The 25,554-nt window shown below is 44.7% G+C and carries 27 protein-coding genes and 1 pseudogene; 17 read left to right on the top strand and 11 right to left on the bottom strand.

Annotation, left to right across the window (positions count from 1 at the left end; genetic code table 11):
* Positions 1 to 24: 24 nt before the first annotated feature.
* The 4 genes and pseudogenes from AC6RGY_RS09565 to AC6RGY_RS09550 form a co-directional block, all read left to right on the top strand.
* A pseudogene (locus AC6RGY_RS09565) lies at positions 25 to 744 on the top strand (ParA family protein); the annotation flags it as partial.
* Positions 734 to 1,591 carry a ParB/RepB/Spo0J family partition protein gene (locus AC6RGY_RS09560; RefSeq protein ID WP_499862335.1) on the top strand — a complete coding sequence of 286 codons (858 nt, stop codon included), beginning with the start codon at positions 734 to 736 and terminating at the stop codon, positions 1,589 to 1,591. The pseudogene AC6RGY_RS09565 and the gene AC6RGY_RS09560, both read left to right, overlap by 11 nt.
* Before the next feature lie 45 nt (positions 1,592 to 1,636).
* On the top strand, positions 1,637 to 2,776 hold the full coding sequence (locus tag AC6RGY_RS09555; protein WP_499862333.1) for an aminotransferase class V-fold PLP-dependent enzyme: 1,140 nt from the start codon (positions 1,637 to 1,639) through the stop codon (positions 2,774 to 2,776).
* A gap of 39 nt (positions 2,777 to 2,815) precedes the next feature.
* Positions 2,816 to 3,691, top strand: coding sequence for a diacylglycerol/lipid kinase family protein (locus AC6RGY_RS09550; RefSeq protein ID WP_499862331.1), 876 nt, complete (start codon positions 2,816 to 2,818; stop codon positions 3,689 to 3,691).
* Between the two features lie 21 nt (positions 3,692 to 3,712).
* Here the strand turns inward: AC6RGY_RS09550 and yyaC are convergent, their stop codons facing one another.
* Positions 3,713 to 4,321 carry a spore protease YyaC gene (yyaC, locus tag AC6RGY_RS09545; RefSeq protein ID WP_499862329.1) on the bottom strand — a complete coding sequence of 203 codons (609 nt, stop codon included), beginning with the start codon at positions 4,319 to 4,321 and terminating at the stop codon, positions 3,713 to 3,715.
* Positions 4,322 to 4,451: 130 nt separating this feature from the next.
* Here yyaC and AC6RGY_RS09540 point away from each other — a divergent pair, with 130 nt between their 5' ends.
* The 3 genes from AC6RGY_RS09540 (at position 4,452) to AC6RGY_RS09530 (ending at position 6,480) form a co-directional block, all read left to right on the top strand.
* Positions 4,452 to 5,513: a YkvI family membrane protein gene (locus tag AC6RGY_RS09540; protein ID WP_499862327.1), complete on the top strand. Its 1,062-nt coding sequence runs from the start codon at positions 4,452 to 4,454 to the stop codon at positions 5,511 to 5,513.
* Between the two features lie 33 nt (positions 5,514 to 5,546).
* Positions 5,547 to 6,149, top strand: a complete 603-nt coding sequence (locus tag AC6RGY_RS09535; protein ID WP_499862325.1) for a lysophospholipid acyltransferase family protein — start codon at positions 5,547 to 5,549, stop codon at positions 6,147 to 6,149.
* A gap of 115 nt (positions 6,150 to 6,264) precedes the next feature.
* Positions 6,265 to 6,480: a DUF951 domain-containing protein gene (locus AC6RGY_RS09530; protein ID WP_499862323.1), complete on the top strand. Its 216-nt coding sequence runs from the start codon at positions 6,265 to 6,267 to the stop codon at positions 6,478 to 6,480.
* Positions 6,481 to 6,507: 27 nt separating this feature from the next.
* Here the strand turns inward: AC6RGY_RS09530 and AC6RGY_RS09525 are convergent, their stop codons facing one another.
* The 4 genes from AC6RGY_RS09525 to AC6RGY_RS09510 all read right to left on the bottom strand — a co-directional run bounded on the left by AC6RGY_RS09525 (position 6,508) and on the right by AC6RGY_RS09510 (position 10,585).
* Positions 6,508 to 7,896, bottom strand: coding sequence for a D-alanyl-D-alanine carboxypeptidase family protein (locus tag AC6RGY_RS09525; protein WP_499862321.1), 1,389 nt, complete (start codon positions 7,894 to 7,896; stop codon positions 6,508 to 6,510).
* A 314-nt stretch (positions 7,897 to 8,210) separates the two neighbouring features.
* Positions 8,211 to 8,687 carry a hypothetical protein gene (locus tag AC6RGY_RS09520; protein ID WP_499862319.1) on the bottom strand — a complete coding sequence of 159 codons (477 nt, stop codon included), beginning with the start codon at positions 8,685 to 8,687 and terminating at the stop codon, positions 8,211 to 8,213.
* A gap of 30 nt (positions 8,688 to 8,717) precedes the next feature.
* A complete protein-coding gene (locus AC6RGY_RS09515) occupies positions 8,718 to 9,197 on the bottom strand; it encodes a hypothetical protein (protein WP_499862317.1) in 480 nt (159 codons plus the stop codon).
* A 20-nt stretch (positions 9,198 to 9,217) separates the two neighbouring features.
* Positions 9,218 to 10,585 carry a vWA domain-containing protein gene (locus AC6RGY_RS09510; protein ID WP_499862315.1) on the bottom strand — a complete coding sequence of 456 codons (1,368 nt, stop codon included), beginning with the start codon at positions 10,583 to 10,585 and terminating at the stop codon, positions 9,218 to 9,220.
* Positions 10,586 to 10,833: 248 nt separating this feature from the next.
* Between AC6RGY_RS09510 and ychF the strand changes: the two genes are divergently transcribed.
* The 10 genes from ychF to AC6RGY_RS09460 all read left to right on the top strand — a co-directional run bounded on the left by ychF (position 10,834) and on the right by AC6RGY_RS09460 (position 20,709).
* Positions 10,834 to 11,934: a redox-regulated ATPase YchF gene (ychF, locus tag AC6RGY_RS09505; RefSeq protein WP_499862312.1), complete on the top strand. Its 1,101-nt coding sequence runs from the start codon at positions 10,834 to 10,836 to the stop codon at positions 11,932 to 11,934.
* 386 nt (positions 11,935 to 12,320) lie between these two features.
* Positions 12,321 to 12,611, top strand: a complete 291-nt coding sequence (gene rpsF, locus AC6RGY_RS09500; protein ID WP_499862310.1) for a 30S ribosomal protein S6 — start codon at positions 12,321 to 12,323, stop codon at positions 12,609 to 12,611.
* 38 nt (positions 12,612 to 12,649) lie between these two features.
* On the top strand, positions 12,650 to 13,102 hold the full coding sequence (locus AC6RGY_RS09495; RefSeq protein WP_499862308.1) for a single-stranded DNA-binding protein: 453 nt from the start codon (positions 12,650 to 12,652) through the stop codon (positions 13,100 to 13,102).
* 43 nt (positions 13,103 to 13,145) lie between these two features.
* Positions 13,146 to 13,373: a 30S ribosomal protein S18 gene (rpsR, locus tag AC6RGY_RS09490; protein WP_499862306.1), complete on the top strand. Its 228-nt coding sequence runs from the start codon at positions 13,146 to 13,148 to the stop codon at positions 13,371 to 13,373.
* A gap of 121 nt (positions 13,374 to 13,494) precedes the next feature.
* Positions 13,495 to 13,806 carry a MazG-like family protein gene (locus AC6RGY_RS09485; protein ID WP_499862305.1) on the top strand — a complete coding sequence of 104 codons (312 nt, stop codon included), beginning with the start codon at positions 13,495 to 13,497 and terminating at the stop codon, positions 13,804 to 13,806.
* A 33-nt stretch (positions 13,807 to 13,839) separates the two neighbouring features.
* Positions 13,840 to 14,769 (top strand): DUF2232 domain-containing protein, encoded by a 930-nt coding sequence (locus AC6RGY_RS09480; protein ID WP_499862304.1) that lies wholly within the window; start codon positions 13,840 to 13,842, stop codon positions 14,767 to 14,769.
* Between the two features lie 111 nt (positions 14,770 to 14,880).
* Positions 14,881 to 16,842, top strand: coding sequence for a DHH family phosphoesterase (locus AC6RGY_RS09475; protein ID WP_499862475.1), 1,962 nt, complete (start codon positions 14,881 to 14,883; stop codon positions 16,840 to 16,842).
* 1 nt (position 16,843) lies between these two features.
* Positions 16,844 to 17,290: a 50S ribosomal protein L9 gene (rplI, locus tag AC6RGY_RS09470; protein ID WP_499862302.1), complete on the top strand. Its 447-nt coding sequence runs from the start codon at positions 16,844 to 16,846 to the stop codon at positions 17,288 to 17,290.
* A 62-nt stretch (positions 17,291 to 17,352) separates the two neighbouring features.
* A complete protein-coding gene (dnaB, locus tag AC6RGY_RS09465; RefSeq protein WP_499862300.1) occupies positions 17,353 to 18,699 on the top strand; it encodes a replicative DNA helicase in 1,347 nt (448 codons plus the stop codon).
* Between the two features lie 723 nt (positions 18,700 to 19,422).
* Complete coding sequence (locus AC6RGY_RS09460; protein WP_499862298.1) at positions 19,423 to 20,709, top strand: adenylosuccinate synthase; 1,287 nt, start codon at positions 19,423 to 19,425, stop codon at positions 20,707 to 20,709.
* A 127-nt stretch (positions 20,710 to 20,836) separates the two neighbouring features.
* Here the strand turns inward: AC6RGY_RS09460 and AC6RGY_RS09455 are convergent, their stop codons facing one another.
* The 6 genes from AC6RGY_RS09455 to yycI all read right to left on the bottom strand — a co-directional run bounded on the left by AC6RGY_RS09455 (position 20,837) and on the right by yycI (position 25,554).
* A complete protein-coding gene (locus AC6RGY_RS09455) occupies positions 20,837 to 21,463 on the bottom strand; it encodes a sulfotransferase family 2 domain-containing protein (RefSeq protein ID WP_499862296.1) in 627 nt (208 codons plus the stop codon).
* Positions 21,464 to 21,648: 185 nt separating this feature from the next.
* Positions 21,649 to 22,128 (bottom strand): 23S rRNA (pseudouridine(1915)-N(3))-methyltransferase RlmH, encoded by a 480-nt coding sequence (gene rlmH, locus AC6RGY_RS09450; protein ID WP_499862294.1) that lies wholly within the window; start codon positions 22,126 to 22,128, stop codon positions 21,649 to 21,651.
* A gap of 74 nt (positions 22,129 to 22,202) precedes the next feature.
* Positions 22,203 to 22,400, bottom strand: a complete 198-nt coding sequence (locus AC6RGY_RS09445) for a CxxH/CxxC protein (RefSeq protein WP_499862292.1) — start codon at positions 22,398 to 22,400, stop codon at positions 22,203 to 22,205.
* Between the two features lie 99 nt (positions 22,401 to 22,499).
* Complete coding sequence (locus AC6RGY_RS09440; protein WP_499862290.1) at positions 22,500 to 23,810, bottom strand: S1C family serine protease; 1,311 nt, start codon at positions 23,808 to 23,810, stop codon at positions 22,500 to 22,502.
* A gap of 167 nt (positions 23,811 to 23,977) precedes the next feature.
* A complete protein-coding gene (locus AC6RGY_RS09435; protein WP_499862288.1) occupies positions 23,978 to 24,787 on the bottom strand; it encodes an MBL fold metallo-hydrolase in 810 nt (269 codons plus the stop codon).
* Positions 24,784 to 25,554 carry a two-component system regulatory protein YycI gene (gene yycI, locus AC6RGY_RS09430; RefSeq protein ID WP_499862286.1) on the bottom strand — a complete coding sequence of 257 codons (771 nt, stop codon included), beginning with the start codon at positions 25,552 to 25,554 and terminating at the stop codon, positions 24,784 to 24,786. Before yycI ends, AC6RGY_RS09435 begins: the two co-directional genes overlap by 4 nt.

Raw genomic sequence — 25,554 nt, 5'->3', positions numbered from 1 at the left:
TAAGGCGCTGTTTTCCTACCCTACAAAACAACCACTTCGATTAATCTGGGAGCAAGTTTAGCCTCTCTGGGCAAACGTACTTTGCTCGTTGACATTGATCCACAAGGGAACACCACCAGTGGGATGGGAATCAATAAAGCCGATGTAAAAGAGTGTATCTATGATGTTCTAGTAAATGATGCTTCCATGGAGAATGTAATTTCCCCAACGAAGGTGGAACAGCTCGACATCGTTCCTGCTACGATACAATTGGCAGGGGCCGAGATTGAGCTTGTACAAGTGATTTCGCGAGAAAAAAGATTAAAACAGGCGCTGCAGCCTGTTATCGATCAATATGATTACATTTTGATCGATTGTCCCCCTTCTCTTGGAGTGATCACGATCAATGCTCTGACGGCATCCGATACGGTGTTTATCCCCATTCAATGTGAGTTCTACGCATTGGAAGGCTTGGGACAGCTTCTTAATACGATTCGTTTGGTACAAAGACACCTCAATAAAAGTCTGGAAATTGAAGGTGTTTTGTTGACCATGTTTGATAGTCGGACCAATCTATCGGTTCAAGTGATGGAAGAAGTGAAAAAGTATTTTCAACAAAAAGTGTACGAGACGATGATTCCCCGCAATGTTCGTTTAAGTGAAGCGCCTAGTCATGGGATGCCCATTCTTGTTTATGATCATCGCTCGAAGGGAGCGCAGTGTTACTTAGACTTGGCGAAGGAAGTGGTACAAAATGGGGAATAAACGCTTGGGAAAGGGATTAGGAGCACTATTACCTGAAATGGAAGTGGAGGATAAGGATATTCAAGAAGTAGCCGTTGAGGATTTGCGGCCCAATCCTTATCAGCCACGGAAAAGCTTTGCCCCCGAGGCTTTACAAGAGTTAGCAAATTCGATTCAAGAACATGGGATTGTACAACCCTTGGTGGTAAGAAAAAGCATTCGAGGATATGAAATTGTTGCTGGTGAGCGTCGCTTTCGGGCGGCTAAACAGTTGGAGATGGTACGGGTACCTGTCGTTATCAAAGAGTTTAGTGAAGAGCAGATGATGGAGATTGCGCTCATCGAAAATGTACAACGAGAAGATCTAAATCCGATGGAGATCGCTCAAGCTTACCAACAATTAATGGGTCATTTTTCTTTAAAGCAGGAAGAGTTGGCTCAAAAGGTAGGAAAGAGCCGTCCTCATGTAGCAAACTTCTTACGTTTATTGCAACTCCCACAGTCGATGCAAGAGAATGTTTCACGTGGAACATTGTCAATGGGACATGCGCGCGCATTATTGGGAGTGCAGGATCCTGAACTGCAGCGGCGACTAGGAGAGAAAGTGATACAGGAAAAAGCGAGTGTGCGCCAGTTAGAAGAATGGATTAAGCGACTTCATGATCAGAAGAAGCCATCTAAGCGAAAGCAGGCTGAGAAGCCAGATCCGGCTGTGAGGCATTATGAAGATTTACTCCAGGAGATCTTTAGTACTCCTGTACACATCAAGAATGGCCGACGCAAAGGGAAAATTGAGATTGAGTTTTTCTCCTCGCGTGAATTGGATCGTCTGATTGAGATTTTGCAACGCGATCGAATGATTGACTAGGCTTTTTGCTTAGAGAGTCGGTCGCTAGAAAGGAGGAAAGCGTCGTTGATCTACTTAGACAATGCTGCAACCTCATGGCCCAAACCTGCTACAGTAGGAGATGCGATGGCCACTTGTTTACAAAAGTATGGAGTCAATCCTGGACGTGGTGGCTATCGCTTGGCCCAACAGGCGACAACGGCTATTGAACAAACGAGGCAAGTGGTAGCAGACTTTCTTCAGATACGAGATCCGTCTAACGTGATTTTCACTCCGAACACGACCTTTGCTATGAATCTAGCAATAAAGGGGCTAGTCCGTTCGGGAGACCATATTATTAGTACCGGTTGGGAACATCATGCGACAGGGCGTCCACTGGAAACGTTAAAGCATGAAAAGATCGATGTAACTTACTTATCAGGAGATCCTCAGCAGGTGGAACAAGAGTTGAAAGAGGCTATTCTTCCTCGAACCAGACTGATCATCAGTACGCATGCTTCCAATGTGACAGGGGAGCGGATGCCGATTGAGAGCATTGGTCGAGTCGCTCGACAGAAGGGGATTTGGCATCTGGTAGATGGTGCACAAACCGTTGGACATCTGCCAATAGATGTAGAGGAGATGGCGATCGATCTGCTCGCGTTTCCTGGTCACAAAGGCTTGTTGGGACCACAGGGTACCGGGGGGCTCTATATTCATCCTGACTGTCCGCTCATACCCATGATCCAAGGTGGGACAGGCGTACGTTCGGAAGAGATGGAGCAACCCGGCATGCGACCTCAAGGTTTTGAGAGTGGCACCTTAAATGCACCGGGTATTGCTGGATTGCGTGCAGGTATTCAATTTATCGTGGAACGAGGAATAAAGGAAATTCATCAAAATGAAATGAGGCTGACTCATCTACTTTCGGAGAAATTACGAGCGATAAATGGGATTACTCTCTATTCTCCTCTTTCATGGGAACTTCCGCTCCTTCTTTTCCGTATGACAGAAGTGGACAGTCAAGAGGTGGCACTTATCTTGGATCAGCATTATGATATTGCTGTTCGTGCAGGTCTCCATTGTGCGCCACATGCACATCGAAAGTTGGGTACATTGCAAGAGGGTGGAGCCATCCGCGTGAGTCCTGGATTTTTTAATGATCAGGAGGATATCGAACACTTGGCGGTAGCGTTGCAAGAGATTCGACAGGCATTTCTAGGATAAAGAAAAATTCGTATAACGATTAAAGGATGGGGGTGCTTCATGCATATATTTATTATTAACCCCGTCTCTGGCAAAGGACAAGGTAGTAAGATTTGGACTCACAAAATCAAGCCCCACTTAGAGGGAGATAACATTCCGTACAAGGGTTTTTTTACCTCTTATCCTGGACATGCGCGACAATTAGCGAGCCAATGGAGAAATGCATTGGGTGTAAAGGCGATTGTGGTTATTGGGGGAGATGGAACCCTCAGTGAAGTAGGTAGCCAAATGATTGAAAGTGAAATCCCATTGGGCTTAATACCTGCTGGCTCCGGAAATGATTTTGCAAGAGCCAATCGGATCCCCTTTGATTCAATTGGAGCACTGAAGAGGGTGCTCTCCCATCAAGTGCAGAGAATAGACAGCGCTCAATGGGAGAGCGGTTCACTGATTAATTCTGTTGGAATCGGATTTGATGGGCTAGTGACGCAATCTGCTAACCAATCAAGATGGAAATCCATGATAGGGAAATGGGTTTATGTCTTTGCTATGATTCGGGCTTTGTTCTCCTATCGCCCTGTGACGGTTGGAATAGAAGTAGATGAAGAATGCTTTGAATACCATCGGGTGTGGATGGTAACAGTTTGTAATATCGCCAACTATGGAGGGGGAATGAGGATCTGTCCGGAAGCTCAGAACGATGACGGAGAACTGAACGTCTGTATTATTCACAACGTGTCTCCTCTGCGTCTTCTTTTTCTTTTTCCATCGGTTTTTCGTGGCAATCACGTTCGTTTTCCTGAAGTTTCTTTTCATAAAGGTAGCCAGATTCGACTTCAACATGAAGAGTCTCTGATCGCCCAGGCTGATGGTGAGGTTCTGACACAGAGTCTACTAGTTATTGAGGTAAACAAAGAATCCCTAGCAATCTTGTAATCACTAGAGTAAAAGGGCCTCCTATTCTGGCAAAGGGGAGGCCTTTTTTTGATAGGAAGCTTGGGTATCATAGGACATTGACGAGATAGCATTTGCGATGATATCCGCCATTTTCATGACGATACTAAGACGGGTATTTTGTAAGACGAAGTATTCCATAAAGCCTGCTACATTAACAATACCCGTTACATGAACCTGCCCTACTTCGGGTAGGTTTTTGTTTACGCCTGCGCCTGGCTTTAAGGGGCCGAGCCCTACTTGTATTCCACCCACACTTCTAAGCTGTCCGAGGCACGCGTCAACAGCTATGACAAAAGGATGGTGAAATTGTTGTTCAATCTGTACCAGTGTTTCTTGTAAGTTGACGGCATGAACGGGCTCGTCCAACGTCCCAAAGATATGTAAGGAGGGTAGAGAAATTTTTTTTAGTTGAGAGCCAACGAGTGGTCCCAGTGCATCCCCTGTTGAGCGATCCGTACCAATGCAGACACAAATCCATTCATGACGACGCGGATAAAGTTGTCTCGCATAGTTAAGCCACTCGACACAACGGCTAAGGGCCACCGGATCGGAATAAGGAATACGAGCGGGAAACTGTGTGGTTGGAGACGGATGAATCGAATCTTGCATATGGTTAGCCTCCCCCTAATCTGATTTTTACCAGTATACGGATTCAACCATGGAAATATACATATAGGGACAACCTCAAGAGAGAAAAAGATGTCTTGAGAAATAGGGGAAAGTAGGGGAGGAATGAAGGTTGCAATTTCGTCTAGGGCAGGCCATAAAGATCAGTATGACGATCATCGGGACGACCATTGGGGCAGGCTTTGCTTCTGGTCGTGAGATATGGGAGTTTTTCGGTTCATATGGGACCAATAGTAGCAATAGTATCTTCCTAGCAATGGGATTGTTTTGGGCTGTCAGTATTATTGTCTTGTATATCAGTTGGCGCTACCAGACAAAAAACTACTCGGAGGTATTGGTTCATGTAATGGGAGAAAAACTAGCCCGCGTTTTTGATTTGTTTGTGTTGGTCTTTTTACTCATCTCCACTTTGGTGATGGTAGCGGGGAGTGGGGCCACGTTCCAACGCTTTAGTGGGTCCTTTTTCTTCGGGTCGATTCTCTTATCGTTAGCGGTGATGATTGTTCTACTTTATGATGTAAAAGGACTCATCTCGATGAATTCGATATTAATGCCTGTGTTAACCGTGATTCTGATTGTCGTCTGTGTTCAATTCTTACAATCTAGTCCGCTAGACCCTACACTGGCGAGTGATCAACAGGCGAGTATGCCGATGTGGCCCTCTGCTATTACGTATGCAGCATTTAATATTTTGTCACTACTGGCGGTGTTGTCCACAATGGGGTCACAAGTTAGTCACCCCGCGGAAATTTGGATTGCAGGAATCATCAGCACCGTTTGCCTCAGTCTTATGGCCGTCTTATATAATCAATCGCTATTGCAAGTAGAAAGCTTGATTCCTCAGTATGATATTCCGTTATTTGCCTTGATGCGGGACTACTCCTCCTTATGGGTGTATTTGATCTCCTTTGTCTTGTGGTTAGCTATCTATACGACGGCAGTCAGCAATGTTCATGGATTGGTATATCGTATGGAAAGATACATTCCTTTGCCCCATTGGTTGATGGGATTACTATTATTCACGTTTCTCATTCCCCTTAGCCAACTGGGATTTTCTACATTAGTACAAGTCATTTATCCTGTATATGGCGTACTTAACCTCTTTCTCTTATGTACAATCTTGTTATACCCACTCTCTAAAGAATCTTTAGGAGTAGCAGAGAGAAGTGATTAATGGGTAAAATAGAGAAAGGAAGGGGAAATGATTATGTTATATGGATTCGGTAAGGGATTGATCCTATCGATCTTGGTTCTTTATCATCGGGTCAAAATTGAGGGCAAGGACCACATTCCTCAAGAGGGTTCTTTTATACTGGTAGGCAATCATATCAGCTATCTAGACCCCTTTTATATTGGAGCGACGCTTCCAAGACGTATTAAATATATGGCGAAAAAAGAGTCGTTTGACCACCCAGTGACACGTTGGTTTTTGCGTCATTTGGATGCGTTTTCTGTTGATCGTAGTAAGCCGGATATGCAGGCCATTCGTGTGGCACTTAAACATTTGAAGAGTGGAAATGTGGTAGGTATGTTCCCTGAAGGGACACGTCAGGATCAAGAAGGATTAAGTGAACTTAAACATGGAGCAGCTTATTTATCCATAAAGAGCGGAGCACCTATTATTCCTGTTCATATATCAGGGACAGAAAAATGTTTGCCACGAGGGAAGGTATGGATACGACCAGCCAAAGTGCGTATCGCTTTTGGGGAACCGATTCATCCAGATCAAGAAGGAAAGAGTAGAGAAATTCAAGAAAATGTGAGTCAGCAGATTTTACAATCACTACGAAAGCTATCCCCTGAAGGGTGAAGCTGTTTTCTTCTAAAGAAAGCGGACGTTTCCTACCTGGGCTAGGTAGAGACAATATGGACAACCAATTCTTTCTGGCAAGTGACACGAGTAGTGGATAAGGGGGGATGAAGGGGTGCAACGTAAAGAATTTTCCCTAGGAGATATTGTAGAAATGAAAAAAAGCCATCCCTGTGGAACCAATGCATGGAAAGTTATTCGGATGGGGATGGATATTCGCATTAAGTGTACGGGTTGTGGACATAGTGTTTTGCTTCCTCGCCAGCGATTTGAAAAGAGATTAAAAAAGGTGATTCAACCAGCGGACAACTCCTTGTCCAATGATTCATAAGGGAGACAGAAGAGACGGATGGTGAAGTTAGCTGTCCGTCTCTTTTTTAGTTGGCAAAGAGGAGGTAGGCTGAAATTTCCGCCGCAAACGAAGCATATAGAGTTTGAGAATAATAAGCGTGATAAGTAGCAGAATGGATGAGCGAATCAATTTTTGATTTTCCTCATCTGCGAGAAAATGATTAAGGTTTCTTTCCCATAAGGTGAGAGTAGAAGCTCTTTTTACATCCTGAGTGGTGATGAGAGGGACTTTCTCTGCCTCCTTAACGACTTCACCATTGAGGAATAACTGTGCAGTTGCGACGGGTGTTTGGGCAGGAATCGGTGCCTGTAGATTCCTTTGATAGGTTACACGAACTTCATACTGTTCGCTGTCTTCGATGCGTATAGGAAGACGGATGGTTTCAGTCGGCATGATAGGAACCTCTTCTTTTTCTCCTTCTTCCACATGAATAGTTGAATGGCTAGGTATGGGCTGATTGGTGGTGATCAGATTTTCTACCCGATAGTGATCGATGCCATAGTTCATGAGCTTTGCTGTTTCCGCAAAGCGTGATCCTTTAGAATCTGCTCCCATGACAATTGTAATGAAGCGTTGGTCATTTCTCTGAACCGTTCCCGCAAAACAGTAACCGGCTTCACTTGTAAATCCTGTTTTTAAACCATCAACTCCGGAAAACGCGTATTTTTGTCCTGGTAGCATCCAATTCGTGTTCTCTAACTTGATGGTCTTTCCCACTTGGGGATCGAAATGGGCTTCAGTGTTAGATGAGATCGTAAGAATATTAGGATGATGCGCGATCAATGTTCTCGCTAAAATGGAGGCATCACGAGCAGACATCTGATGTTTTCCCTCTATCTTTGGAGGCTGAGGATAAAGGGAAGAAGGAAGTCCCGTGCTATTTAGAAAATGGGTATGTGACATCCCAAGCTTCTTTGCTTTCTTATTCATACGTTTAACGAAGGAGGTTTCGCTTCCTGCGACATGATGAGCCAATGCGGAGGCTGCATCGTTGGCAGAAAGAATCGACATGGCATGAAATAATTCCTTCACTGTTTGTTTTTCACCCGGCAGTAATTGGACATCTACGGCACCCCCAGCTCCTAAGCGGGCAGCAGCAGAGTCAATCGTGACAGTCTCCTCCCAAGTAAGATGCCCTTTCTCAATCTGCTCCAGGACGAGCAGTTGGGTCATCATTTTGGTCATACTGGCGGGAGGAAGGGGTTTATCACTATTTTTCTCAAGTAAGATGGCGCCTGTTTCTGCTTCCATCAGGAGATAAGATGTTGCTTGGATCGAGGGAACTTCTTGAGCATAGCTGGTGGTAGGAGGGATGAGAATAGAACTGATAAGAAAGAGGAAGGAGATGATGAGACTAGTTATGAGGAATTTTGGCTGTGTCTGTTGCTTGTTCACGGAATCCTCCTTGCGATCTGTCGTGATGAAGTAGAATAGGATGGTTCATTAAGTAATGGAAGATATGGTGATGTAGGAGAAGTAGGAAGAGCGCTCGTTTCTCGATTAGAAAGATATTAATAAGAATAACATAGGGTATATATTTTTTTCCACATAAGAAGTTTATGGGTACAAAGGAGTGAGAAGAACGAGGGAGAGGCGATAGAGACACAAAAAGGAGGGAAAGCCCCTCCTTTCCCACAAATCTATTCTCAATAGATAAAGAAGCCTACTGTTTAGTTGAATTCATTCTACTCTACAGGTTATCGGATTGATCAATCGATGATGGTGAACGGACCTTCTGCTAGCAGGTCTTTTCCTCGCCACAATTGCATTTTGTAGTCTCCGGTATAATAGAAACCATTAAACTTGTCGAATTTCGTGAATTCCCACTTCAAATGCGTGGAACTAGGATCTCGGTCATCGAAGATCATCTCTTCGATGACTCGTTTTTCAGGAAATTTGATCCATCTTATGGTGATGACTGAGGTATCGATTTTCTCATCGAATGTGGCTGACATAGAAAAAGTTTCGTCTTTACCGAAGTGGGTGCGCTGGTTTAATACTTCCTTGTTATTTTCATCTTGAGGAAAATCACCAAACTTGATTTCTGCTACTTCTGCTTCATCTTTTGCTTCCGTACTTTTTTGATCCTCTTGAGGGTTGGAGTCTTCGAAAATCCCACAACCACTACTGAAGACCATGAGGAAGGATAAGAGCAGAGGCAAAGAGAATTGTCTATGGGTGTTCATGTCGAGTCCTCCCCGTTTGCTTAAAAAGTCCTAGTCAACAATTTCAAACTCCCCTTCAGCAAGAAGTTCTTCGCCACGATAGTGTTGCATTTTATATTTACCAAGTTCATAAAACCCATGGAAATCATAACTATCGGTGAACTCCCATCTCCATTTAGTGGAATCTGGACTTTTTTCATCAACGACCCATTCTTGAATCAATCGTTCTCCAGGGAGCTTTAATATTTTCACTTTAATTCGGGTGGTATCGATCTTATCAGGAAAAGTGACAGACATAGCAATGGCTTCATCTTTACCAAAGTGTTCGCGTTGATTTAATACTTCCCAGTTGTTTTCGTCCTTTGGTAAATCTCCAAATTTAATGGTGGCTACTCCTTCCTTCTTCTCCTTTCCTTCCTCTTTCTTTTCTTCCTGTTTACTCTCTTTCGCAGATTCATCTCCTATCACGCTACATCCACTGCCTACGAGGAGCAGACTCAGGCAGAAAAGTAGAATCCATCCTTTTTTCATGGCTTGGTCCTCCATTCATTCTAGTCGGATACTTGATCTTGTTCACTGTCCCGTTGGTTTCTTACATAATCCTGAATCGAGTCTCGTTTCTCACGTACTTCACTTTTCAAGTCGTCGCGTGCGTCATACGTCCAACCCTTGATCTCGGTTTCCCGTTCATAGATCCTACTCTTGACCGTGCTGATGACATCATATTCGTAGTCACGCTCATCTTCGAGGTAGATCGCTGCATCCAATAACTGATGATGTTCTTTACTAGCTAACTCTAACAGTGAATTCGCTTCTCTCTCGACCTCATCCAGTTTCAGGTTGGCATAATACTCCGCTTTATTGTATTGGTCATCGGCCCACTTCTCCCATTGATCATAGAGCAAGCGGAATTGGCCTTCAAAGTACTCTTTCATTTCTACTTTGCTCTGCACGGTTTGATAGGTTCCTCCACCTGCATCGGCCACTTCTTTGAGGGATTTTTGTCCTTCATCGTCCACATCGAAACCTAGGATGTTTACAATCGCTTGGATTCCCGATTGATTAAGTTCTTTCGCTACTTTTGCTGGGTCTCCATCACATGTCTCCACCCCATCACTAACAACATAGATGAGGTTTTGTACATTGGCCCCGCCCAAGTGAGAGGAGAGTGTCTCTCTCGCTGCTTTCATGGAGCCAGCAAGAGGGGTAAACCCCTTAGGTTTTGCTTTATCTAGTGCATTTTGAAAGGAATCCTCGGAGAATTCCCCTAAGGGATAGACTTCTTCAATTCCCTTACAAGAGATTCCCTTATCCGCTTCGTTGCTGGAGCCCTTATGACCGTAAAGTTGTAGTGAGACGTTGGCCCCTTCCGGCATATTGGAGAGAAACTTATGGACGGCCTCTTTGGCCATGTCCATTTTCACTCCACCGTCTACCTTTTCTCCCATACTGCCACTGGAATCGAGGAGGATCACTACATTGACCTCTTGTCCTTCAGGAACTTTGATTTTCTTCATCGATTCTGGACTAGCATCCAATTCGGTGACGCTTGTATCATAGTTTTGAAAAAAATGAATGTTAGACCGGTAATCTTCTCCGACTAAGTTGAGCAGTTTGGTATATAGTTGGTCCGAAGACAACTCTTTTGACAGTTTATCCAGTTGCGGACGAATCTGATTAAGATCATATTTGTCTGCGCTATAGCTCCCTGGTCCGGCTAGTAGCTGAATATCTTCCAGCCGAGATGGAACGTTGATTTCAGGTGGCTTTTCCTTAATTGTCTCTGTGTCAGAACTACTTGTTTTCTCTTTAGTGGTTTCACTTTCTACTGCATTTTTCTCTTCTGGAAACAGAAGCGAACATCCACTAAGGACTAGCAATGAGAGTGCTAGTAAGATGCCTATAGGTTTTTTACTCATCGATTCACCTCTTTTCTGTACGTTTGCAAAACTATTATACCGTAAAATAAAACCAAGGGAAATAATAGTATGGGTGGTTTGTATCAACTTTGAAAGATATTCTTTTCCTTATGAAGTGTAATTCTTCAATTCATTCCTCTCTATACCGCTGTGAAGTGTGCCAAAATGACAGAGGGATTGGGTTTCGATATAATGAACGGGGAATGAAGAATAATACGGATGAATGCCGATGAGAGGATGACAGCAAGATGGCTTTAACAACCGGAATTGTGGGCTTACCCAATGTAGGGAAGTCAACACTTTTTAATGCGATTACGAAAGCGGGGGCCGAGTCGGCCAACTATCCTTTTTGTACGATTGACCCCAATACAGGTGTGGTGGATGTACGTGACGAACGTTTGGATCGATTAACTGAGATCGTGAACCCACAACGCGTTGTTCCTACTGCGATTCAAATGGTTGATATTGCAGGGCTCGTACGGGGGGCTAGTAAAGGAGAAGGATTAGGGAATCAGTTTCTCGCTAACATTCGAGAAGTGGACGCAATCATTCATGTGGTGCGCTGCTTTGAGGATGGCAACATTACGCATGTGGAAGGGAAAGTGGACCCAGCTAGTGATATTGAAACCATTGATACGGAACTGGGTTTATCTGATCTGGATTCGGTCGAACGGCGACTGGAAAGGGTATTACGAAAAAAGAAGAGTGGCGATGCGGAAGCGATAAAAGAGTACGATGTATTGGAGAAACTGCAAGCGGGATTGGCTGAAGGTTTATCTGTTCGCCAGATTGAGCTAACGAAAGAAGATATGGAAGTAGTACGCACCTTAAACTTACTTACGTCAAAACAGGTACTTTATGTAGCCAATGTAGGAGAAGATGAAGTAGCAGATCCGACAGGGAACCCCCATGTCCAGCGTGTAATGGAAATTGCCGAAAAAGAAGGAGCGCAAGTGGTAACGATCTCAGCGCAACTTGAAGCGGAAATTGCCGAGTTGGATGGGGAAGAGCGGGAACAATTCCTTGAAGATATAGGATTGGAGATGGCAGGGTTGGATCGCTTGGTTGGAGCAGCGTACAAACTTCTTGGCCTCATCACCTATTTCACAGCGGGTGAAAAAGAAGTACGAGCGTGGACGATCCGTGAAGGCACCAAAGCTCCGGGAGCCGCCGGTGTGATCCACACCGATTTTGAAAAAGGGTTTATTCGTGCCGAAGTGGTGGGATATGAAGACCTCATGGCGAGTGGTTCGATGAATGAAGCACGCGAACGTGGATTGATGCGCCTTGAAGGGAAAGAGTATGTTGTGCGAGATGGGGATGTCATGCATTTCCGCTTTAATGTCTAGAGAGAACTCACGGATAAGGACATCGGGGAGTGGAGTGAAAATGCTCCCTCTGTCCTACCTCTATAGAGGCTCGATGGTTTTTAGATGAGATGGCTAGGGGAGTGTGTTCTTTCCATCCACACACCACAATAGGGGCTATCTAAATCAAATTCTATAATACCACAAATCAAAATAAGTATTCTCATTTATCAATCAATTGATGTGAATATTTCGGACCTGAATGGTGCTGTAGAAACAAAAGAGAACGCCATTACCAACCGAAATATTAGTTTCCCTTGCTTCTCGCCTTCCTAACTGATAGAATAGTTCAGTGTGGGTTTTATATAAACTCCTTGCTTCATCCAGAAAGGATGGGGCCGCAATGTCCATGAGGAGGTGAACGCAAGATGGGAAATTATGAGATGATGTATATCGTACGTCCGGATGTGGACGAAGAAACATTGAAAGCAACACGTGAAGGCGTGGAGACAACTCTTTCAAGCAACGGTGGTGCAAGCATCGAGAGCAAAGACTTTGGAAAACGTCGTTTTGCTTACGAATTCGCTGACTTCCGTGAAGGTTTCTATACCGTTGTCACATTCGAGGCGAATAATGATACACTGAACGAATTGGATCGTACGATGAAATTGAACGATCGTATTCTCCGCAAGATGGTTATTAACTTGGATGATAAATAAGGGATAGATCAGCTTGTCTACATTAGGAGGGGATCAAGATGAACAGGGTTGTATTGATTGGAAATTTGGCTCGTGATCCCGAATTGCGTTATACCGGCAGTGGGGTTGCAGTTGTTAACTTTGCGATTGCAGTAAACCGGCCGTTTACTAACCAACAAGGAGAGCGTGAAGCAGACTTTGTCAACATCGTCGCTTGGCGTCAGCTAGCAGAGAACTGTGCCAACTACTTGAAAAAGGGACGAAAAGCTGCTGTGGAAGGTCGCTTGCAAACTCGCAGTTTTGAAAATCAAGAGGGACAGCGAATTAAAGTGACTGAAGTGGTTGCGGACAATGTCGAATTTTTGTCTCCGCGTTCGGAGTCAAGTTCGCAAGCAGGCTATAGCAACAATGACTATAGCGGAAACAACCCATTCCAAGATTCATCCAACAAAGATCCCTTTGCTGATGATGGAAAGCCCATCGATATTTCAGATGACGATCTGCCCTTCTAAATAAGAGCGACGGAAGAAATATCGAAGAAGGAGGGAATGGAAGATGGCACGTAGACGTGGACACAAACGACGTAAAGTTTGTTTCTTCACAGCAAACAAGATTACCTATATCGATTACAAAGATGTGGATTTGCTAAAGCGGTTCATCAGTGAACGTGGCAAGATCTTGCCGCGTCGTGTAACCGGTACTTCATCTAAATATCAACGGCAATTGACACGCGCAATTAAGCGAGCTCGGCAAATGGCTTTATTGCCATACACCACAGACTGATAAAAACAGGGGCACCTCTTCGCCCCTGTTTTTTCCTTTCCTCCTTTGCTGGAACAAGGAATTTCGTGTCGAGATGTTGAAAGTACATCTAAACCCTTTTCTAAAAGGAGGGCACCTACGTATGAGCCGGCCCGATCGCAGTGTACATATTGCAAAGAGTGTAAAAGTCATTGACTGGTTGAAGACGGAGTTGATCGACCAGCTGGCCAATCTATTTAAAGGGTTGCATCATGCGAACCAGACTTTAATTGTTGATAGTCTGGCAAGCTTGATTACGGCTGTATATGTTTTGGCACGTCGCCTTGGATTGTCCTACCGCGAAATTGATCAAGCGGTAGTGAAGAATTTAAAAGAGCATGTGGAGGAAGGTCACCAACTGGAAGAGTGGTATCAAGATCTCTCCCATTTGGAAAAATATATAGATGACCGTTAACTTGTTGTAGAGAAAGGGGGAGGCCACCAACTAATGAATTTGCAGAGAAATAAGTTTGATTGGCTCCTGTATAGTGGATTATTCATTGCAATATTTCTAGCAACCTTTACGCCATTGGGGATCATAACGATTTGGATTCTTCCGCTCCCTTTTCTGTTGATGGCTACCAAAGAATCTCTCCCACCAACATTGTTGTTTATCTTGAGTATTCATGTCCTGTTCATCGGATGGGTTTACATAAGTGAAAGCTTTACACTCACAACCTTTATGATGATATCCCTCATCTTTCTTGCTACTCTTATTGGAGCGACGATGGGAAGGGTTTATCGAAGGGAAGAAATGAGTGGAACGGATGTCATACTGGCAGGGTTGATGGTGACATGGATCGGACTTCTCCTGGTCTTCGTCGGCGCTACCATCTGGTTTAATGCCTATGATGTGATGCAATCGGCATGGCAGACTCAGTGGGATGAATCCCTTGCTCTCTTCCAAGAGTGGGGCATGGGAGAAATCGAAATGCAGGAATTACCTGAGCTTAGCACGTTCATTCCTGCGGTGATGGCGATGTTGACGATTCCTTTTCCTCTGATTAATTTTTGGTTAGGAAGACTGTGGTTAAACAAAAAATTTCCCGGGAAACAAGTTCCTCCGTTTTACCAATGGCGTCTGCCGAGTGCGTTTCTCTTGCTTTATGGAGCGATGCTTATCATTAAACTGGTCGCTACGATGAATGAGAACCCATTGCCATGGGTCGACGGGGCCTCCAATTTGCTTCACCTCCTCTTTTTGGTTCAAGGATTGGCTTTTGCCTCCTTTTTTCTGCATCGCAAGCAAGCTCGTCAATGGTGGATGATCCTGCTCGTTTTTTTCGCTTTTATGCCTGTTCTTTCTCTTGTGTTCTATGGATTGGGGATACTGGATGTTGGAACGCAGATGAGAAGTCGAGTGAAAGGAAAGGATTAGAACTGTTGGGTTTGGAAAGAGGCTACTCAATGATATCTGCCTAGGTTAAAATGGAGATAGGAAACGTTAGAAAATATGAATGAATTTCGTGCAGGTCGAGGGGATGTGACCATGCCAAATTTCTTATTGCGACGCTGGTACGGCTACCATATGATTAGCGTTCTTTGTTTCATGTTACTGTTGGTGGCAGCATTAGGTTTTTTTCATTATTACCTTGCCATCATCGCTTTTTGTGGGTTTCTTCTGTTTGCCTACTATTTATACCGAGCGGAACGTGCTTTTCGCGCGGATTTGCAGGAATACATCTTAACTTTGTCCCATCGCGTCAAAGGAGCAACCCAAGCAACCGTAGATGAAATTCCGGTAGGGATCTTGCTCTATGATCGGGAGGACCAAGTGGTGTGGCACAATCCATTTATCAAAGAGATGATGGATACGGAAACACTAATAGGAAAGAGGGTAAATGAGGTATTCCCTTCTTTACTGACGGAAGAAAAAAGTGTAACTCCTACACGGTTGGTGATGGATGAACGGGTATATGAAGTGTCTCAGTGGGAGGATGAACGGCTGTTTTTTTTCCAAGATGTGACGGAACTGGCCAGCTTGGAAGAACAGTACGAACAGGAGCGAGTCGTATTTGGCTTTCTTCATATGGATAATTACGAAGACGCCGGTCAAGGGATGGATGACCAAAATCGCGCCCTCCTTCTTACAAATGTAACCAATGCGATTACAAGATGGGCGAGGGAATACGACATCGCTCTGCGTCGCTTTGATTCAGATAAATTTTTCTTAACGATGTCTCATGGAATGCTGGATCGATTGGTGGAGAACTCGTTTGAGCTGTTGGATGAGATCCGTGAGATGACTCATGAGAATAAAATCCCGATCACCTTAAGTATTGGGATGGCTTCATATGGGGATTCGATGACCAGTCAAATGCAAACAGCGCAATCAGCCTTGGATATCGCATTGGCACGTGGTGGAGATCAAGCTGCTGTGCACAACGGTGAACATATTACCTTCTTCGGAGGAAAAACCAATGCGGTGGAACGACGGACGCGAGTAAGAGCGCGTGTGATCTCACATGCGTTGGCCAACCTGATTCGGGATAGTGAACGTGTCTTGATTATGGGGCACGTGGAACCGGATATGGATGCATTGGGGGCATCTATTGGTGTTCTCAAGTCGGTTCAACTCTGTCAGCGCGAAGGGCATATTGTGTTAGCAGAATCCAATCCATCGATTGAGCAGTTGTTAGGGGCGGTTTATGAGCACGAGGCCTTGAGCGAGGCGATCGTCACGCCGGAGAAAGCACTTCAATTATTGGACCCAGGGACATTGGTTATCCTTGTTGATACGCATAAGCCATCGTTTGCCATTGAACCGCGATTAATTGAACGAGCGAATAAAGTGGTGGTCATTGATCATCATCGACGCGGAGAAGAATTTGTGTCAGACCCGGTACTGGTTTATCTGGAACCTTACGCTTCCTCTACATGTGAGCTGATTACGGAGCTCCTTCAATATCAGAGCGACCGTATGGAGATGGACACATTAGAAGCTACCTCGCTCTTGGCCGGTATTGTCGTCGATACCAAGAGTTTCTCCTTCCGTGCAGGTTCGCGTACCTTTGAAGCAGCTTCCTTCTTGCGTCGCCATGGAGCGGATCTAACGATGGTGCAGTCTCTACTCAAAGAAGACATGGATCAATTTGTTAGACGAGCAGAGATTGTCAAAAATACGGAAGTGATATACGATAAAGTAGCGATTGCAATGGGGGAAGAAGGGGCGCGCTATGAGCAGTTGTTAATTGCGCAAACCGCAGATACCCTTTTAAATATGCATGGTATTGGCGCTTCCTTTGTGATTGGTCAAAGGGATGACGATAAAGTTGCCATTAGTGCTCGTTCACAAGGAGAGCTCAATGTGCAAGTTGTGATGGAAGGAATCGGAGGCGGCGGTCACTTGACGCATGCTGCTGTACAATTAGAGAATATCAGTGTGAAGCAAGCGCGTGCGCTTTTGCTCGAACAACTGAAGAAGTTTTTTGCAGAAGGGGAGGACGCTTAGAATGAAAGTGATCTTTCAGCAAGACGTAAAAGGAAAAGGGAAGAAAGGGGAGGTGAAGGAGGTTTCAGACGGTTACGCTCGTAACTACCTGTTGCCTCGCAATCTCGCTGTTCCTGCTTCTTCAGGAAATATAAACGACCTGAATGAGAAAAAGAAACGTGAACAACAACGGAAAGAACAAGAGCGAGTTCAAGCAGAGGAGTTGGCAGAGAAGCTGGCCCAGTTGGAGGTTGTTATTCCAACCAAAGCAGGAGAAGGAGGCCGTCTCTTCGGAGCTGTTACTTCTAAACAGATTAGTCAGTACGTTAAAAAAGTACACAACGTAACGCTAGACAAGAAAAAGATTCTGCTTGATGATCCGATTCGCCATCTTGGAGTGACGAAAGTACCTGTGAAATTGCACCCCAAAGTAACGGCCACGTTGTCGGTACAAGTGGTAGAGGAGTAAAGGGGGAAGAGGGGCGCTCCACTTCGAAAGTGGGGTGCCCTTTTTGGTTGGGGGAATGAAAGATGAGTGATCTATTTGCCGATCGGTTGCCACCTCATCATGTGGAAGCCGAGCAGGCCGTCATTGGTTCCATCCTTATTGATCCGGATGTATTGGTTCAAGTGATGGAAAAACTGCGTGCGGAAGATTTTTATCGTCAGTCGCATCAGCGAATATTTGAAGTGGTTGTCTATTTATCAGAGCGGGCAGAACCGGTTGACCTGGTGACACTTACGGATGAGTTGCAAAATCGAAAGCAACTCGAAGAGGTAGGAGGCGTCACTTATCTCACCGATCTAGCCAACACGGTGCCAACATCCGCCAATGCGGATCATTATGCGCGCATTGTGGAGGAGAAGTCTATCCTTCGCCGTTTGATACGGACAGCAACGCAGATTGCCGCATCCGGCTATGCCGCAGACCAAGAGACGACCAACATTATTGATGATGCAGAAAAACAAATACTAGAGATCTCACAAACGCGATCGACCAAAGCATTTATTCCGATTAAAGATGTGTTGATGGAGACCTTTGATCGCATTGAATCCTTGCATGAAAACCAAGGCAAGTTATTGGGGGTTCCTTCAGGCTATACGGATCTGGACCGCATGACTTCTGGCTTTCAGAAATCGGATTTCATCATCTTGGCGGCACGTCCCAGTATGGGTAAAACGGCGTTTGCTTTAAACGTAGCACAAAACGCTGCCGTAAGAGCAGGAGCACCGGTAGCCATCTTCAATCTAGAAATGTCCGCTCCACAAATGGTGCAGAGGATGCTGTCTGCGGAGGGAAACATTGAGGCAGAGAAGTTTCGCACAGGTAGCATGACGGAAGAAGATTGGGAGAAGTTAACGATGGCGATCGGGACACTCTCTGAAGCAAACATTTTTATCGATGATACACCAGGTGTAACGGTGTTTGATATTCGTGCGAAACTTCGTCGTCTTAAAGCGGAGCATGGCCTTGGACTGGTGATGATCGATTACCTGCAACTCATTAATGGCTCCGGCAAAGAAAGTCGCCAGCAGGAGATTTCACAAATCTCTCGTTTTCTAAAGCTGATGGCGAGGGAATTGGATGTTCCAATCATTGCTCTGTCACAGTTATCGCGGGCAGTGGAGCAAAGACAGGATAAACGACCGATGATGTCTGATTTGCGTGAGTCAGGGTCTTTGGAGCAAGATGCCGATATTGTCTCCTTTCTGTATCGAGATGATTACTATGATGAGAACTCGGAGAAGAAAAACATCGTCGAAGTACTCATCAGTAAGCAACGGAATGGTCCTGTCGGAAAAGTGGAACTCCTCTTTTTAAAGCAGTACAATAAGTTTCTCAGCTTGGACCTTCGTCATGATGAATCGATGATGTAAGAGAGACTTAGGGACCCCTAGTGAGCCACAACAATTTGAAATTAGGTGGATATATCACCCTGATAGGAAGCGGGAATCTACGTCCATGGTATAGAGGGTTTCCTTCTGAGTGACTTTGACAATTCTCATGCAATGGGCAGTGAAGAAGGTTTAAAATCTTCACTAGGCAAATCTTAATTTCTCATAGCTGAGATTTCAGCCTGAAGATAGGATGAAAGCTTACCCATCCATCATGCTTTGAGAAGATCTGACACTTCTATAATGTGCTATCATCGGGGGTGGAACAGATCATGCGTATTTTCTACGAGAATATGACGATTAAAATCTATCCCATGGCATCGATAATAAAATTTACTTGCCTTCACCCATGGTCTACTCTATTGACCATGGGTTTTTTTATGGAAAAACCCGCAGGGTTTATGCTACATGTCTCCAGATAAAAGTAGATTGCGTGGGGTTTCAGGTTTTTTCGTCACGTGGTAGAGGGTGAGGGAATTTTTCTTCTCAGACGGAAGTACGAATACGTTGTTAAGGTCAACGTGGATAGACGATCGCCTCCTCCTACTTTGCAGATGAAGAGTCAAGTATAGAGCGTCATATGAACGTTAACTTATTTTTTTCATTTAATGTTCGTCTTTTTCGTTGACATTCGTCTTTTCCTTTGGATACACTAGTAGTGATGTTCGGTTTACGGAAGGTATCGCCGAAAGGAGAGAGCAAACCATGTCGACAGTGGTGGTTGTAGGAACACAGTGGGGCGATGAAGGAAAAGGAAAGATCACCGATTTCCTGGCGGAAGAAGCAGAGGTTGTGGCAAGGTATCAAGGAGGAAACAATGCGGGTCACACGATCGTGTTCGGTGGCAAAAGGTATAAGTTACACTTGATACCGTCTGGCATTTTTAACAAAGAGAAGGAATGTGTCCTTGGTAACGGGATGGTATTACATCCTGCCGCTTTGGTAGAGGAGTTAAACTATTTACATGAACGGGGAGTGGCAACGGATTCCTTACAAATCTCTGATCGGGCACATGTGATTATGCCGTATCATCTGCTGTTGGATCGTGCAGAAGAACAGCGCAAAGGAAATGGGAAAATTGGTACCACAGGTAAAGGAATTGGACCTTGTTATATGGATAAAGCGGCTCGTGTGGGCATTCGTGTAGCCGATTTGTTGAGGGCGGACCGCTTTGCTGAAAAGTTAAAGCGGAATCTTGAGGATAAAAACCGCTTATTAGAACGGGTTTATAATCAACAAGGTCTTTCGTTTCAAGAAATATTCGATGAATATAGGGAGTTGGCCGAGAAAATTCGACCCTATGTAACGGATACTTCGGTTGCCTTAAATGAAGCTATCGATAAGGGTAAACGTGTTTTATTTGAAGGAGCCCAGGGTGTTATGCTGGATATTGATCAGGGGACGTATCCTTTCGTAACCTCTTCTAATCCAGTGGCGGGTGGGGTTTGTATTGGATCGGGAGTCGGTCCTACAAAAATTCACCAAGTAATCGGGGTTGCTAAAGCATATACGACGCGTGTTGGAGATGGTCCCTTTCCAACGGAACTCTTCGATGATATAGGCAATACCATTCGTGAGGTAGGTCGTGAATATGGGACGACCACCGGTCGTCCTCGCCGAGTTGGCTGGTTCGATTCGGTTGTTGTGCGACATGCACGACGTGTAAGTGGTATTACTGGCCTCTCCCTAAACTCATTGGATGTGCTAACGGGATTAAAAGAGATTCGTATCGGAACGGCCTACCGCTATCGAGGAGAAATTCTTGAAAACTATCCGGCGGATTTGGATGTACTGGCGGAGTGTGAGCCGGTGTATGAAACATTACCTGGATGGGATGAAGATATTACGGGGGCAAAACATATCAGTGATCTGCCTCTTGCGGCACAACATTATATCGAACGAATTACCCACTTGACTGGAATACCACTTACGATATTCTCTGTAGGTCCTGATCGCAAGCAGACGATCCGTATGAGACCGGTGTATGCATAGATAAGGAGCAGGAGACAGGAAGCGAAAGAAGGGGCCATTGCCTTACACTTTGGCTTCCCGTTTCCTTATCATAGCGAACTCGGTCATTTTTCATTTACAGGTGCTTAAAAAGTGAAAGATTTGCAGGTTAAAAGGTGTAGTCATGTAATTCGATTTCTTTTTCATAATATTCAGCAACTAACTTTTGCAGATCAGCATGGTAGTAGGATTGGTATGGGCGTCTTGATTTGCGGAAATTCCCTTTGGCACGAGGCAAATTTCCATCAAACGGTATACCAACCCTTTTACAAATGGATGCTAAGTCTTGCTCAAGGTTTTCGTATTTACCAATGGTATCAACAACAACTTGATCGTTGATGGTATAGAAAGGGTAATTATAGGGTCGCTTATACCAATCTTTTGCAAAAAAATGGTCAAAAGGTTGATGTGATGCCCGACTAAAATAATAGGCAGAGACGACTTTGTCCCAAGGATTGCGGTCGAAGCAGAACTTATAGTAAGAATTCCAGATATCTTCTCCAACGAGTGGGCGAAGCTCTTTCGCCGTAATATGATTAAAGAAAGTCTTCTTGCCATTTCGCTGATAATTCCGAGGGGAGGCGTTCCATTTGGAACGAATTTTCTCATCGGCAGGGGAGATCGGTGTGATGATATCATCCTGACCGCAATAGCGTGACAGGGATATTTCAATACTCGTGCCTGCTGTCTTTTTTGTCTTTAGAAAGATAAATTGATATTTATGAGATAGGATCATCTTGCAACCTCCGTGCTGGTTATTTTCATTCAGAACATGAATATGCAGGCCACAGAGAGGTTAGACATAGAGAAGAACGCACGACGTTTGGATGACTCCATATGAAATTATCTGCTTCTACAAGCGAACAAGCTGTTCGATGAGGGGAATGAGCAGATCAGATCGGATTGATCATGCTTGTTTCATCATTTATGATAGGTTCCCCCTCGATTAATCTTAAATGAGCGATAAATTTGCTCCAGAAAGAGGATACGTGTCAATTGATGGGGGAACGTCATCGCAGAGAATGATAGGAGCAAGTTGGCTTCTCTTTTTACAAAATCAGCAATTCCATAAGAGCCACCAATGATGAAATTCATATGGCTTGTTCCATAAGTCGTCAATCCATCTAGGTGAGAGGCTAATGCTTCAGATGAGAAGGACTTTCCTTCAATAGCAAGGGTAATATGGTAAGCATCAGGGTGAAGGTGCTTTTGAATGCGCTCCCCTTCCTTTTGTAAGACTTGCTCGATCATAGCAGGATGAGGTGCCTCTGTCAGCTTTTCTTCAGCAACTTCGATGATGTTGATTTTTGCATAAGCGGAGAGCCTTTTTAAATACTCTGCCTCGGCCTTCTTTAAATACGATTCCTTTAACTTGCCAACAGTGATCAGGTTTATCTTCATTGGATTACTCTCCTAGCTTTATTCGGTTTAACGACAGATAATCGAAAGGGATGGAGAAGCTTTTCATCCCTCTTTTACTCGCCTTCTTCTGCTTCACGCCATGTACAGATATAGGATGCTGGCTCAGAACAATAGAAACAATGAGGAGTTGGAATAGCAGGATTCACTTTATCCAGCTGTGGACAGGTCGCTAGTAGATCGACAATATCATCCAGTGCTATATCGAGGTGCTCGTGACAAGCATAAAGCGGTTGGTTTAAGGTTGTTTTCATACATCTTTCCTCCTTCTGGTAAATGATTTGATCAATAGCAATCCCCCTCTCTTTATATAGGGAGGGGGATTGCTATTGAACCACATGATGAGCTGACTTCTATTGACCCGCTTCCACCAAAGTAAGGGTAGCAGATTTTTTCTCACCCTTACGATAAACGGTGAGGGTTACTTCCTGCCCTACTTCGGTTTCATCTTGTAAGTAGTTGCGCAGATCGGCAATCGAGTCGATGCTCTCACCATTGATTGCAACAATGGCATCCTGCGAGGTTAAACCAGCTTTACTTGCGGGAGAGCCCGCTTGTACACTTCCTACTACGACTCCACCTGTCACTTCATCAGGTAAATTGATTTGGGAGCGTTGGCTAGGAGAAAGTGCTTCTAAATTAAGGGATTGAATTCCAATATAGGGTCGAATCACCCTACCATGTTCAATCAGATCAGCAATGAGAGGCTCTGCGTCTTTGGATGGAATGGCAAAGCCCATGCCTTCTACATTTTCGAGAGATATCTTAATACTGTTGATACCGATAACTTGTCCGGCAGCATTAACAAGGGCGCCCCCACTATTACCAGGGTTAATCGCGGCATCCGTTTGGATGACATCCATGGTAAAGGTTCCTTGTTCATTTTGTAGCGAACGATGAGGAGCACTAACAACCCCTACTGTGACAGACTGCGAAAATTCTAATCCGAGAGGGTTCCCGATCGCGATTGCAGGCTCCCCCGCCTTGATTACATCAGAATCTCCAAACTCAGCCACCTTTGTGACATGTGTGGAAGGGATTTCTAGCACAGCTAAGTCAGCGTTTTCGTCGTGACCCAATACTTCGGCTTGCACACGCTGAGGTCCCTCTTCTCCCTCATCATTCATAAAGACCACTTCCACATCTTTATTTCCTTGAATAACATGAGAGTTGGTCACGATACGAGCAACATCCCCTTCTTTATAAAAAACGACGCCTGAGCCGGTTCCTTGAACTTCCCCTGAACCAGCTAAATTGAGAATCCCGACAACTGCCGGTTTTACATTTTCTGCTGCCTTGATAATATCAGAAGTGACGTCAACACTTACTTCCTCATTCTTTACCTGCGTCTCTCCATCTTGTTGTTCACTTGGATTGGCAGTATTCACGATGCCGGCCTTCATCAAACCGAACAAGATACCACCTACGACTACAGCAGTGATGAGGGCAGAAATGATTCCCGTTAAAAAAATGGTTCCCATGTTAGAAGAGGATTTTTCGGGAGGGATGCCATTCAACCCAGTAGAATCTTCTCCACTGTAAGGAGGCTCTGTTGGCGAATGTTCTACCGTTGGATGGACGACACCCTCTTCTTTAGGTTCCTTTGGTTCCTCCTCTTGTTTTTTCTTTTCATTGGGATCATCAGGATAGTTGAAATAGTCCATACCTCTTCTCCCTTCATCTCATTTCGACTTCATCATTCCCTCTTGGAAAAGGCAATATACCAAATCAAGGAACGAGCTTAAGGGTTTCTCCCTTTTTTTGCTTTGATTTTCGCACAGAAACGCTTCTTTGGCAAGGGGATCTATCTTAGCGATTGCCCGTACAGATTCTAGGTAGTGACTGCTTGTCCACGAACAGAGCGAAGCGGCGTTGGGCGATCATGATAGGTAGGAAAGAGGTGAACCTCTTCCCCAACTCGAAAGTCAGCTTCCTTCAACCTTTCGGTAACGGTTAGATGAGCGAGATCGATTAAATTGTTGTCCAGACTAAGGTGTGAGAGGTAGACGTTTTCTCCCACACCACGTAGGATTTCGACAAGTGCTTCACCGGCATCCACATTGGACAAGTGTCCAACATCACTTAGGATACGGCGTTTGGTATTCCAAGGGTAAGGGCCCATGCGCAACATGTCTGTATCATGGTTGGATTCAAATATTAAGGAGTCCACCCCTGTAACATGATCAATCATTTGTTGATTAATATAGCCTGTATCTGTGATTAAACCAAGAGCGGTTTGCTCAGTGGAAAAACGAAAACCAATGGGGTCGGCCGCATCATGGGAGACAGGGAAAGGGGTTATCGATAGGTTGCCAAGGGTGAAAGCCGATCGATTGTCGATCGTATGACATTGTGACGAATCGATTGCTCCGACAGAAGAAGGCAAGGCACCCCATGTCCCCTGATTCATATAGATGGGGAGCTTATACCTTCGTGCAAGTACTCCTAGGCCTTTGACATGATCGATATGTTCATGGGACACAATGAGTGCATGAAGCGACTGAGGGTCTACTCCGATGGTGGCGAGGTGATTTTCGATTTTTTTTCCGCTTAGGCCTGCATCAATCAAGAGGCGGACTTCGTCTGTCTCGATATAAATGGCATTTCCTGTACTTCCGCTGGCTAAAACGCTAAATTTCATTCATTTTCCTCCTTTCGACCTTGATTAGGGAGCAGAAGGGGTTCACTATCACCATAGAAGGCGTTGACATAATAAGCAGCCCCTTCAGCCGTGGTAATTCGCCAGGAAGGGAGAAGATCATATTCTTGCGCCTCGTAGTTTTTACCATGATACCCTAGTTGAACGTCGGTGATCATGGTGCCATCCGGAACATTGCCACCTTCAATCAAGGTGAATAACGCACTTTGTGCGGAATAGACACTCTCTTTGGAGCGGCTTTCTTCAGAAATGGAGAAGGGGATGAGCTGGATTGAGCGGATACCCTTTTCCGTAAGCGTTACGGTTAGTGTCGCATCAAACAATGATAAACCATCCCATTGTTGCTGATAGACGATCACTGATGAGGTGGACAGGAATTCGTCCTGTTGATAATGAGAAAAATCTTCGACGTATTGCTCAAGAATTTGTTGACGTTCCGCCTCACTCTTATAAGTAAGTGGATTGTTAAATTCTTTTTCGTAGTACCCATCTTCACCCATCTTCCAGCTTGCGTCCATTTCCTTCAAGGTGGCATTCAAAACGATTTCTGCTGGTTTCTCCTCGGGAAGATTTGTTTGCAAAGAAATATTACTTTCCTCCATCAGTTGTTCCAGCTCACGTGGAGTAATGTTTTGTGCATCACTCAATTCCATTGTCTTTTCCCATGTTTGATAAACTTGTATCGCCAAAAAGAGATTGAGAGCGGAAAAAGCAATAATGAGAATGGTTTTTGCACGATTCCAATCCAT

This window comes from Mechercharimyces mesophilus, assembly GCF_059818345.1.
This window is presented reverse-complemented; position numbering and strand designations above follow the sequence as displayed.